Source organism: Chloroflexus sp. (assembly GCF_034432675.1).
Classification (GTDB): Bacteria; Chloroflexota; Chloroflexia; order Chloroflexales; family Chloroflexaceae; genus Chloroflexus.
The window spans coordinates 1-12362 of the sequence record NZ_DAOUBI010000166.1 but is presented as its reverse complement, the minus strand read 5'-3'; the positions used below and the strand labels follow the sequence as shown (position 1 = coordinate 12362).

Below are 12362 nucleotides of genomic sequence, written 5' to 3'. Positions count from 1 at the left end.
CACGTACCGGCACGGGCGTCCGCTACAATCCGCGCCGGATCGTAAGTACGGCTGGCGCGGCAGCCATGCTGTCGCACTCCAAACCGTGCGACACACGTATGACGAACGGGTAAAACAATTCATCCAGCACGTGCTGGCACGGCCGGAGCAGCGCACTGTCACCTGGCCAGTCGCCCACAACAGCACTCCTGGCGATCATACCCGCTGATACACCCATGGTTGACACCAGTTGTGGGTAATTGCATAGTCCACGCTACGGGAGATGAGAGATCGAGAGTTCGATCTATGGCTTCCCGATACGGAAGACGTTATGTTAACTCATATTTTCTTGCCGGGGCGTCCTGATGCGTTAGATGTTGTGTTGGATCGCGCATATCCTGTCCGCCCTTGAAAGGCACCCGATAGGGACGCACAGCGATACATTGGACACGGACGACAAGCCGTCGCCGTGCGGAAGCGCTGGTTGACGCTTCCGCGCTCAGGTGCGGTGACGAGAGATAGCCGGATAGCGTATTACGCTTTCTCTTCACCAGATGTAACATAACCAACCAACCGGGGCGGCAGCTCCGCTACCGCCCCGTACAACATCCGGTGCCAACCGATCATTCCTGATCCGCCAGCAACCGAAACCCGGCACGCAACCGAATATCGGCAGCCGAGCGCCCGATCAAAACGTGGAATTCGCCCGGTTCGGCAATCCAGCCCGGTACCGCTGGATCGTAATAGCTCAACGCCTGCCGATCAATGGTAAACGTCACCGTTGTCGTGGCTCCCGGTTCGAGTTCGACCTTCGCAAAACCCTTCAGCTCTTTGTCGGGACGCACCAGACGAGCGGCAACGTCGTGAACGTAGAGTTGTACCACCTCCGTCCCGGTTCGCGAACCGATATTTGTTATGTCAACACTTACCGTTAGCGTCCCGTCGGCATACATTGACTCAGAGGAGAGGCGAAGGTTGCTGTAGGCGAATTCGGTATAGCTCAATCCAAACCCAAAGGGGAAGAGAGGCGCACCCCCTTTGCGATCGTAGTAGCGGTAACCGACGAACAACCCCTCCCCGTAGAGCACATGACCGTTTTCGCCGGGATAGTTGATGTAGGCCGGGTTGTCGGCCAGGCGCCGGGGGAAGGTAGTCGGCAGACGGCCACCCGGATCGGCATCGCCGAACAGTACAGCGGCAATCGCGTGGCCGGCTTCCTGCCCACCGTACCATGCCTGAACCACGGCAGCGACCTCATCGATCCAGGGCATACTGAGCGGTGAACCGGCATTGAGCACCACAATCGTGCGTGGATTGACGGCTGCCACCCGACTGATCAATTCATTCTGACGGCCAGGCAGCTCCATGTCAACCCGATCAAAGCCCTCGCTCTCCCATTCTTTGGTCAGACCGGCAAAGATGATAGCGACATTCGAGCGCACCGCCAATGCTACCGCTTCTTCGATTAGATCGCTCTCACTTGCTGCTAGCAAGCCAACCTGCCAGCCTCGCCAGTTACCGGCTCGCGGCCAGCGGAATTCAACGCGCAGACGATAGCGCCGGTTGGCCTCCAATGCCACCGTCTGCCGTTGATCGGCACCATCCATCAGGTCTTTCGCCCACAGATCGATCACCAGTTCGTCATCCAGCCAGAGGCGCACCTGTCCCACGCATGCCAGCCCCAGATGATAACGACCACTCTGCGGCAGGATCAGATCACAGGTCGCACGGGTCGAGAAGACCGGCGTTGTGAGATCGGCAATCTGGTCGCCAAACCAGCTTGCTTCCAGCGTGTTCAAGTGTTCGCTACGCACTACTGGCCCTTCCAGATCGGGATTGGCAAAGTAGTCGAGCCGGGCACCGGGCCGGTCGGTGTCGGGCAGGCGGAGCCAGCCGGTTTCAAGGTTGGGGAGGCGACGGAAGATCGGCCAGCCGATGGCATACTCAACGACACAACCGGTACCGGCTCGCTCCCGAATACCCTGGAGCGGAGTCACTACATAGTGGGGGGTGACTTCAGAACTACCACCACCCATGATAGCCGCCCAATGCGCATTCGCACCGATAACGGCAATTGTTTGAGGTTGATCAGCGTTCAGCGGCAAGATATGCTGTTCGTTCTTCAAGAGCACCATCGACTCGACGCCGACCCGTCGGATCAGGGCACGATGACTGGGGCGATCAACACCCTGTTCTGCTGTCGGGGTAGGATTGGCAAAGCCACCGACCCGCTCGATAGTGCGCAAGAGACGCCGCACCTTATCGTCGAGTTCAGCCTCACTCAGATCACCCCGTTCGAGGGCGGCTATCACATGTTCGCGATTGAGCCAGCGCGCCGGCCCCGGCATCTCGATGTCAAGCCCGTTGTAGACCGCTCGCTCGCTATAGGTGCCGTACCAGTCCGAAATGACCATACCGTCAAATTGCCATTCGCCCTTCAGGATTTCAACCAGCAAGCGCCGATTTTCGCTGGCCCACACCCCGTTGATGCGATTGTAAGCCGACATCAACGTCCATGGGCGCGCGCGCTGCATCGCCATCTCGAAGGGCCGCAAATAAATCTCGCGCAGTGGACGCTCGCCAACGTCAGAGCTTATGCTGAAGCGCTCGAATTCTGAATCGTTGCAGACAAAATGTTTAATACAGGCACCCACGCCCCGGCTTTGCAGCCCGTTGATGTAGGCAGAGGCCATCACGCCGGTAAGGTAAGGGTCTTCGGAAAAGCACTCGAAATTGCGCCCGGCCAAGGGTGAGCGATGGATGTTCACGGTTGGGGCGAGCAAAATATGCGCCCCTTTGTCTCTAGTCTCTTCGGCAAGTGCCTCACCAACCTGCCGTATCAGTTCCGGGTTCCAGGTTGCGCCCATGGCAACACCAACCGGAAAACAGGCTGACGTCGGAACACCATTACGACTGGCACCACGGGCACCATTCGGGCCATCGGTAACCTTGATCGAGGGAATACCAAGACGCGGTATTGCGACGGTGTGCCATGCATCGGCACCGGCAAGCAGGGCAATCTTTTCGTCAAGGGTCAGGTGAGCAAGCAGTGTTTCTGGATCAACGAGTGTAGTCATAACCTTCCTCTGAATAGGCCGGCTCACGAGGCCGCACCAGCCTGATACACGCGCACATAATCAACCAGGAGCTGCTGAGGAAAGACGGTTGTTTCGTCGGGGGACCCCGGCCAGTTCCCGCCGACGGCTAGATTGAGAATGAGAAAGAACGGATGATCAAACACCCATTCACCCGGTACCTGTTCACGACGAAGGGTGTGGTAGAGTTGATCATCGACGTACCAGCGGATCTCGTCGGCCTCCCATTCGACAGCGTAGATGTGAAAATCAGCCGACAAATCCACTGCACTGACAAAGGACTTTGTGATCGCATTTCCACCAGAATAGCCTGGGCCGTGTACCGAACCGTAAACAACGGTTGGATTACCAATGTTTTCCATAATGTCAATCTCGCCACAGTTGGGCCAGCGCGCAGTAGTGATGTTATCGCCCAACATCCAGAAGGCCGGCCAGATACCTTTACCACCAACCGGTAGCTTCATACGCGCCTCGATCCGACCATACGTCCAGCTCTGAAGATAATGGGTCTTGATGCGGGCAGAAGTATATTCCCAGGCCATGTACTCTTCATTACGGGCCTCGATAATCAAGACACCATCTTCAATGCGGACATTCTCTGGCCGGTTGCTGTAGTACTGCAATTCGTTATTCCCCCATCCCCCGGCACCTTTGTCGAACAACCAGTTCTGCGGGTTGAGCGTCGCGCTCTCAAACTCATCACTCCAGACGAGCGTCCACGGTGATGGGATTGGTGTCGGTTCACCGATCACAGGCGTCGTCGGCATAGCAGAGCATCCAACCAGGAATAGACACACTATTCCCAGACACACTATCTGTCGCCTGATCATAGGTGACAACAATGTCTGCACGATCTACAACCTTTCCAGACCACCAACGTTTCACATAAAGACCGGCTCGTTATCAGTAGAGGGCAACATCGCCGGTCAGGGCGTCAATCCGAAACCGTAGGGAAAGAGCGGCTGCCCATCACCGCTTCCTACCGGCAACTGATCAAGGCTGCGCGGCCACGTAACCGGCAAGCGACCACGAAACGGCTGATCGCCAAAGAGCACATCGGCGACTCCGGACCCTTCGCTACCGGGGAGCCATGCCATCACCAGCGCATCCCACTTTGGCAGATCATCGGTCACAAGCAGTGGACGTCCGGCGACCAGTACCACGACCAAACGGGCACAGGCTTCCTCCATGCGCCGTAGCACACGGTTCTCGGCAGGGGGCAGACTGAGACTGGCGCTATCGCCCCGCCCTTCAGCGTATGGCAATTCACCAACGACAGCGATGCAAACTGCGTCGGCTGCACCCGGATCACCGGTGAAGCGACCGTGTTGGTTATATTCAACGACCGTTTGAGTCGATACCGCGGCCTGAATGCCTTCCAGAATGGTTGTGCCCGGAATAATCGGGCCGGTACGCCCCTGCCATTCGATTGTCCAGCCCCCGGCCTGGATGCCGAGATCGTGGGCTGCCTGACCGCCAATATAGAGATGACCAATATCCTTTGGCAGCGGAAGCAGATTGGCGTCATTCTTCAGCAGCACCAGCGACTGCGCGACTGCAGTCCGGGCCAGTTGACGATGCTGAGCACTCCCGATCTGAGCGGACAACGCTGTATGCGCGAATGGCTGTTCAAACAGACCCATCGCGAATTTGACGGTCAGAATGCGGCGTACCGCGTCACCAATGCGCTCTTCGCTGACGGCCCCACGTTCCACCGCTCGCGTCAGCGAGGCGATAAAGCGTTGAGCATCGTAGGGCACCATATTCATATCGATGCCGGCATTGATCGCCGTAATAACGGCCTGATCGTAATCGGGACTGATCTGATCGATAGCCGCCCAATCAGAAACCACAAAACCGGCAAAGCCAAGTTCCCGTTTGAGCACATCGGTCAGCCAGTAGGAGCTGGCGTGCATCTTCTGCCCATCCCAGCTCGAATACGAGGCCATAATCGTCTGGGCACCTGCTGCAATTAGCGCCTGATAAGGTGAGAGATGGACGGCTCGTAAAAAGGCTTCGTCACCGAAGGTTTCTCCCTGGTCGAGTTGATAGTTCTCGGTTGTAGACGATCCCCAGGCGGTACCGCCATCGCCGAGGAAGTGCTTCGGGGTGCCGATCACACGATTTGGGGCTGCGATGTCAGGTGCCTGCAAGCCACGCAGAAACGCGCTGGCCAGCGCAGCAACGTGATCCGGTCGCTCGGCGTAGCCTTCATAGGTGCGCCCCCAACGCACATCCTGCGGCACCATCACTGCCGGTGCATAATTCCAAAATACCCCGGTGGCGGCCATCTCCAGTGCGGTCGCCCGGCCAATCTGTTCCATAAGCTGCGGATTGTTGGCCGCGCCCAGCCCAATGTTATGCGGAAAGATCACCGCCCCGTAGAGATTATTGTGCCCATGCACCCCATCAGCACCGTAGATAAGCGGAATGCCAAGGCGCGTGCTGAGCGCCGCCTGCTGAAATTCATTGACCATCGCTGCCCAGGCTGCCGGCGAATTCTCTGCTTGAGGATAGCCGCCACCACCGCTCAGCACCCCGCCAATAGCCAGATCGCGCACCAAATCGGGCGCCAGACTATTCTTCTCGATCAGCGTCATCTGCCCGATCTTCTCGGCCAGGGTCATGCGTTGGAGCAGATCGTTCACCCGTTCAGCAATTGGCACCGACGGATCGCGGTAGGTTACCACCGTGGCAGTTGGTGGCGGTGAACCTACCGGCACCCAACCACAGGCAGCGATAAGGATTGGCAGCAGCACAAGCACAAACACTGAATGGAAACGCATACTACTTCTCGAAATTGGTAATCACCACACCTTCAAGGAAGATACGTTGGGCGAAGAAGAAGACGATAATCGGAATAACCGCCGAAATCAGCGACGCTGCCTGAATCAGATTGGTCGATTGCGAATACAGATTGTTGAACGCCGTCAACCCCACCGTAATCGGAAACTTATCGGGATGGCCGGCAAGATAGATCAGGGGGCCAAAAAAGTCATTCCAGGCCCAGAAGAAATGGAAGAGAGCCACGGCAGTCAGTGCTGGTCGCGACATCGGCAAAATGATCGAATAAAAGATGCGGATCGGGCTAGCACCATCGATCATCGCCGCTTCTTCCAGATCGCGCGGGATCGAGAGGAAGAACTGGCGCAAGAGAAAGACGTTGGTGCCCCACGAAAAGAAGGCCGGAACAATGAGTGGGAACCACGTACCAACCCAGCCAATCTGCAAAAAGACGAAGTAGGTTGGGATCAGCGTAACTGCACCTGGCAGGATCACGGTTGAGAGCATGATCATAAAGAGGATTTGCTTACCGGGAATACGGAAGCGGGCAAAGCCGTAGGCAACCAATGCGGCCGATAACACCGCGCCAAAGGTTGTTATACCAGCATAGGTTATCGTATTGCGCAAAAGATTGGGAAAGTTGATCGTATTCCAGGCCCGGACAAAATTATTCCACTGAATAGCAAGCTCCCACGTGCGCTCAAGCTGTCGCCACTGGCCTTCCCACTCGATCACACCCGCCTCTGGATTATTCGGATCGATAAACTGACTCTGCTGCCGACCGGGCCGGTAGAGTGCCAGTTCACGCATCTCACCATCGATGGGCACGAGATAGACATCGTAGCTCTTCCCTTCATACTCGAAGGTGCGTTTACTCGCCGGCCACCAGGGTGCGCCACTCTCAGAGATTTGATTGTCGGTCTTAACGGCGGTCGTGATCCCATATACCATTGGGATGAGGAACAGGCCAAGCACGATCAGAGTCAGGCCGGTAAGCGCAATGCGGTTCAGGGCGAGGCGGGCCTTTTTAGAAAGCGAACGCATGGGAACGTATTGTGTGCGTACCATCACCGCTCCTCCGTTGTGTAAAAGACCCAGAAGCGTGCCGTACCAAAGAGCACAATCGTGATAATCATGGCGATGACCAGCATCAACCATGCCAGGGTCGCCCCATACCCCATACTGAAGAAGGTGAACGACTGCTTGTAGAAGTAGACCATGAAGAAGCGAGTCATCCCTTCAGGAAAACCGGTACCACTGTTCAGCACGAATGGTGCAAGGAAATACTGCAATGAGCCGATAACACCCAACACAACTTGATAGAAGATAACCGGTGTTATCAGAGGAATAGTGATGAAGATTAAACGCTGAAACCAGTTCGCCCCATCGATCTGAGCCGCTTCGTAGAGTTCACTCGGCACGCCCTGTAGACCGGCCAGGAAGATGATCATCGCATTACCGACACCCCACAACCCAAACATTGTGTAGGCATAGTAGACCAGATTGGGATCGGCCAGCCAGCGCAACCCCTGCGTGCCGGTTGCCCGAATCCCGGTCAGACGTTCAATTATGACATTGATCCAACCGGTCTGTTCGTTGAGTACGCCATTCCAGATCAAGACGGTAGCGACCAGCGGGATCATCGTCGGCATGTAGAAGAGCGTGCGATACACACTCTTGCCCAGCACGTGCTCCGAATTGAGCAAAATCGCCAGAAACAGCGCAAAGAGGAGCGAGATCGGTAACGAGATGGCGGCAAAGTGGATGGTACGGCGCAGCGATAACCAGACTTCCTGATCTTGAAACAATGCCCGTTGCCAGTTGGCAAAGCCAACAAATCTGGCCTGATCAGGAACCGCCGGATTGAAATCGTACAGCGAGAAGCCAAACGATGCGATCATCGGCAAGAAATAGAAAGCCAGAAAGCCGATAATCCACGGACTGATAAAGAGGAGACCCCAGCGGATCTCTTTCTTCTCAAGCTGGCTTAACTTCCGCCGCTTCGTTCTGGCAAAAGTACCCCGTAGGGCTTCACTTACATCAGGAACAATCGCCATAACAACCTCCTGGGAGAACCATCGATCCTGGCTCAAGCCAGGATCGATGGTCTGTAAGCAATACCTACTTCGCCGCATCAAAAATCTTCTGTAAGTCGGCCTGCAGTTTAGCTACTTCAGCCTCGAAATCGGCATCAGGTGTATTGGCAAGGTAGTTCCAGAACTCGTTATAGCGATCCGTAGTCTCCTGGAAGCTAGGCATCCAGCTCTCGTGGTTCGGATTATCGGCGTAGCTCATCGCTTCCACCACGACATCCCAGTTGATGTCGGTCTTGTTGGGGAAGCTGGTCTGGTTGTACTGGGTGAAATAGTCGGGTTGGAGCGAGAGCCGGGCCGGCATACCGCCGTAAATGGTGAGCAACTCACTCACGTGCTCTTTGCTGAGCATGTAGGTCAATACCTCGAACGCGGCATCAGGCGTGGGGCAACCTTTCAAGATACCGAAGGTATCAGCATGCATCTTGGCCGTAATCGTCCCGTTGTAGCTCGGCGTGGCCGCCAGATTCCAATCGAAATCGACATTCCCCAATGCCCACGGTGCCACGTACCACATATGGATGTGGATCATCGCCAGATTGCCCGACGAGAAGGGACCACCAGGGCCTTGCAGGAAGTCGGCACCACCGTAGGGGCCATTCGGAATAAACCAGTCTTTCCACCAGCCGTCATATGTCCACTTCCAGGCCGCCTTCCAGGGATCGGGAATCTGCGCATTGCCATTGTCATCGACCAGCGAACCGGCGCCGAAGAAGGTGCCAATGCCACGGGGGTCAGTCCATTGATTCATCCACCCGAACTGAACGATCTTCTCCGGGTCAAAATCGGGCGAGGTAGCATCATTGCCATTGACATCGACGGTCAACTTCTTTGCCAGTTCGGTCAGCGTGGTCATGTTCCATTCACGCTCGACACCATTCTCATCAACCCACGGCGCACCATGTTCGGCGGGTGGATACGGCAACCCTGCCTCGTCAAACAGGTCTTTATTATAGATGATGAAGGAGGGAAAAATTGCGAACGGAATACCGAGCTGACCCTCTTCCTTCACCTGGTAGAACTTCACCAGGTTGGGATCGAAGTCGCTCAGGTCGTAGTTGTACTTGTCGATCAACGGCTGAAGATCAAGCCAGGCGCCCTTAAAACTGTCGCGTCCGCGAATACCCACCGGGCCGACGAGACAGGGAGCGTTACCGGCAGCAATCTGGGTGGCCAGGGTATCAAAGGCAACGTTGTTGTCAACAATCTCGATCACCAGTTCAATCTTATCCTGACTGGCATTGAAGCGCTCGACAAAAGCGTTCTGCGCCGGAATTGCCCCCTCATCTGAACCAGCTCCCAAACCAACAAACCAGCGCACTTTGGTACGCCCACTGGTAGCAGCCTGGGTGGGAGCAGGCGCCTGGGTGGGAGCAGGCGCCTGGGTCGGTGCCGCAGCCTGGGTCGGTTCAGCAGCAGGTGCGGTGGTGGGCTGGGCAGCGGGGGTTGAAGGACTGCTGCCACAGGCAGCATTGAGGATCGTGGCGAGAATAAACGTGAGGCTAACGAGCAGGACTTTGAACGACTTCATCTCATTTCCTCCTTTGGAACTACTGCACCATTGTGTTGGACACAGGTCGGGGTACGAGTTTTTGCAATGTAGCGGTATCTTCACCCCCTTTCCGAGTCGCGAATGCAACTTTCACGAATGATCAGCTCGGTAGGCAGAATAACCCGCTGTGGTGTAGGTTCGGAAGAAGCGATAATCAGGTGATCGAGTAAGAGCCGGGCCGCGGTCTGACCCAGTTCATTGATCGGCTGCCGAACGGTCGTTAACGCCGGTGTCATTGCTGCGGCGAGCGGAATATCGTCAAACCCGGTCAACGCAATATCACGCGGAACAACGAGATCGGCGGCACGCAAGGCTTTAAAAGCGCCAAGCGCCATCATATCGCTGGCCGCAAAGACGGCATCGGGCAGCGGATCAAGCTGCAAGAGCATCTGCATCGCCGCAAAGCCACTCTGTTCGCTAAAGTTGCCCTCGACGACGAGTTCAGGTTGTACCGGTAATCCGGCAGCGGCCAGCCCTTCACAATATCCGGCATAGCGATCTCGTCCGGCAACGATATTCATTGGCCCGGTAATGGTTGCGATCCGGCGGTAACCTCGTCGAAGCAGGTGATCAACCATCATGCGCGCACCGTGACGATTGTCCACATCAACATAGGGAATAACCGGATGCGAGCTGATGTGCCCAACCGACACCACCGGAAGCGTTTCTTGTTGTAGCCATTGCGCCAGAAATTCATCTTCGATTGCCGATGCTACAATCGCACCATCGAGAAAGCCGCGCCGACCAATATGACGGTAGGGATTACCGGTTGTATTGGTCACCAGTCCCAGCATGATCGAAAATTCCCGCGCATTACAGACATACGCAATGCCTTCGATCAAGAGCGGAAAGTAAGGATCGGCGAAAAGGGTATGGATCGACTGCGGAATAATGATCCCAATCACCTGCGACCGACGACTGGCTAGTGAGCGCGCAGGATGGTTCGGTTGATAATCGGTTTCGCGAATGGCTTGCCAAACCCGCTCGCGCACTGCCGGGTTCACATGCGGGTGATTGTTGAGAACCCGTGATGCGGTTGATCGCGAGACACCGGCCCGCCGAGCAATTTCGTCAAGGGTGATATGCATATCTGCCACCACTCACTGGGAACGCTTCCAACTGACCGTATAGTACAAAAAAGGGGCGGGCTTGGCTTTTCAAAAAGCGCGAAGCACTTGTACAAAACCGTGAAAGCGCTTCCAATCATGCGTTTGCCGAGTCGTTTGCGGGTAGTGTGCTGATCTACACCATCGGGGTTGTGGCAGTGCAACGGTGAGTAGGATGGATACATCGCCCTGGCCGGGGCGGGGATGTGGGTTGGCGCAAATTGGCGGGTTGAAATCCTTCTCAATTTTTGGCAAGCCGGTAGGGCTGATTTAATAACAGGGAGGGGGCTGCTGGCGCACTCTTGCCTGGTCCTCTTCCGGGGCTTGCACACCATCAGACAGGGCTGTGGCCCCGAGAAAAGTCCATTGCTCGTAATCCCACCATCCCCTGGCGGCAGGCCGGGATCGTAGGGGAAGAACGGATTGGTAGCGACGGTGCCGGTGATGTCAAAGGTCAACTCAAACTTTTCGTACAGGCCGACGGTGTCCGCATTGGTGCGGATGTCCAGAATCTGGAGCGCGGGAGACTGCGCCAACGTCGAGCGCAAGTGAACAGTGGGGGGAACAGGAGTGCGACAAGTCCCGCGAGGAAGAGAGATAGGATCAGGAAGGGCTTTCTGGTCATTGTAATACTCCCGATAAATAGACATTATCGGAAATAACATGGTATGCTTCCATCGTTGAGCAGAGCGATGGGAGGTAGAAGCATGGGGCTGACGGACGAGGCGGTGAAAGAGGACCCAACACGGCTACGAGCGTGTACAGGGATCGACCGGGAAGCGTTCGAACGCCTGCTCCCGACGTTTACACTCGCCTGGGAAGAGCACCAGCAAACACACCAGCAGGCGCCAGAGAGCCGAAACCGAGCCGTAGGCGGTGGACGGAAAGGACACTGACGCACGCGCGAGGCCAAACTCTTCTGCATCCTTTTCGACTGCAAGACCTCCCCCTTGCTGGAGGTAATAGGCAGGAGCTTCGGGATGAGCCACAGCCAGGTGCATGCGTGGGTGCATCGCCTTGGCGCAGTGCTCCGCTCCACCCTGGGTGCAAACCGACACCGACCCACACGCGACCCGGCGCTTGGCAGAGGTTCGTGCCGCGTACGCGAGCCTGGAGTTTCTGATGGATGGCACCAAGCGGCCCACTCAGCGCCCGCGTGACGAGCGCCTACAACGTCAGGCCTATAGTGGAAAACAAAGACGCACCCGATTCAGCACATCCGCGTCATAGCCTTCGCCCAAGCGCAGGTTCGCTATCGTAGCCCCACGGTGCCTGGTTCTGTCCACGCCAAGCCTGCCGCAGACCAGGCCCAACGCTCCTTCCCCGCAGGTAGCCAGTGACATCAGGATAGTGGCTGCCAAGGCTTTGCGCCTCAAGGTGTCATCCTCTATTATCAGCCGAAGCAGAACCCGCGTGGCCAGGACCTCCACCCTGCACAGAAGGGGCGCACCACGCGGCTCGCCAGCCGCCGTGTCACTGCCGAGCACGTCATCGTCGGCGTCAAGCGTTGCCGGATCGTCAAAGACCGCTTTCGCAACCCCAAGCCCCGTTTCGCTGACCTCGTGATGCTTGTCGCCGGTGGCCTCCACAACCTCCGTGCGACCGTTCGCCGTTACGGTGATGCCCGTCGTCCTGCCCTCCGCCACTGATTCTTATTTCCGATAATGTCTACTATGCAGGATGCCTAAGAGCTCGAGTTGAGACAAAATTGGGGGCGGCTTTGCCCTTGCGCAAAACCGCCCTTTGGTAAAAA

Annotated in this window: 8 protein-coding genes and 1 pseudogene; 2 read left to right on the top strand and 7 right to left on the bottom strand. The window is 56.5% G+C overall.

What is annotated here, in order from left to right; all coding sequences use genetic code 11:
* Positions 1-208, top strand: a 208-nt coding sequence (locus tag VAE55_RS12325; RefSeq protein ID WP_322816078.1) for a hypothetical protein, incomplete at its 5' end; no start/stop codon positions are given.
* A 394-nt stretch (positions 209-602) separates the two neighbouring features.
* Here VAE55_RS12325 and VAE55_RS12320 read toward each other — a convergent pair.
* From VAE55_RS12320 to VAE55_RS12290, 7 genes are all read right to left on the bottom strand, one after another.
* A complete protein-coding gene (locus tag VAE55_RS12320; protein ID WP_322816077.1) occupies positions 603-3056 on the bottom strand; it encodes a glycoside hydrolase family 3 C-terminal domain-containing protein in 2454 nt (817 codons plus the stop codon).
* Positions 3057-3079: 23 nt separating this feature from the next.
* Positions 3080-3904, bottom strand: coding sequence for a family 16 glycosylhydrolase (locus VAE55_RS12315; RefSeq protein ID WP_416181195.1), 825 nt, complete (start codon positions 3902-3904; stop codon positions 3080-3082).
* 96 nt (positions 3905-4000) lie between these two features.
* Positions 4001-5860: a glycoside hydrolase family 3 protein gene (locus tag VAE55_RS12310; protein ID WP_322816075.1), complete on the bottom strand. Its 1860-nt coding sequence runs from the start codon at positions 5858-5860 to the stop codon at positions 4001-4003.
* Position 5861: 1 nt separating this feature from the next.
* Positions 5862-6926: a carbohydrate ABC transporter permease gene (locus tag VAE55_RS12305; protein WP_322816074.1), complete on the bottom strand. Its 1065-nt coding sequence runs from the start codon at positions 6924-6926 to the stop codon at positions 5862-5864.
* On the bottom strand, positions 6926-7915 hold the full coding sequence (locus VAE55_RS12300; RefSeq protein ID WP_322816073.1) for a sugar ABC transporter permease: 990 nt from the start codon (positions 7913-7915) through the stop codon (positions 6926-6928). Before VAE55_RS12300 ends, VAE55_RS12305 begins: the two co-directional genes overlap by 1 nt.
* A 64-nt stretch (positions 7916-7979) precedes the next feature.
* A complete protein-coding gene (locus VAE55_RS12295; protein ID WP_322816072.1) occupies positions 7980-9482 on the bottom strand; it encodes an ABC transporter substrate-binding protein in 1503 nt (500 codons plus the stop codon).
* Positions 9483-9562: 80 nt separating this feature from the next.
* Complete coding sequence (locus VAE55_RS12290; protein ID WP_322816071.1) at positions 9563-10591, bottom strand: LacI family DNA-binding transcriptional regulator; 1029 nt, start codon at positions 10589-10591, stop codon at positions 9563-9565.
* A 1391-nt stretch (positions 10592-11982) separates the two neighbouring features.
* Between VAE55_RS12290 and VAE55_RS19160 the strand changes: the two are divergent.
* Positions 11983-12258 (top strand): annotated as a pseudogene (locus VAE55_RS19160) (transposase family protein); the annotation flags it as partial.
* Positions 12259-12362: the final 104 nt, after the last annotated feature.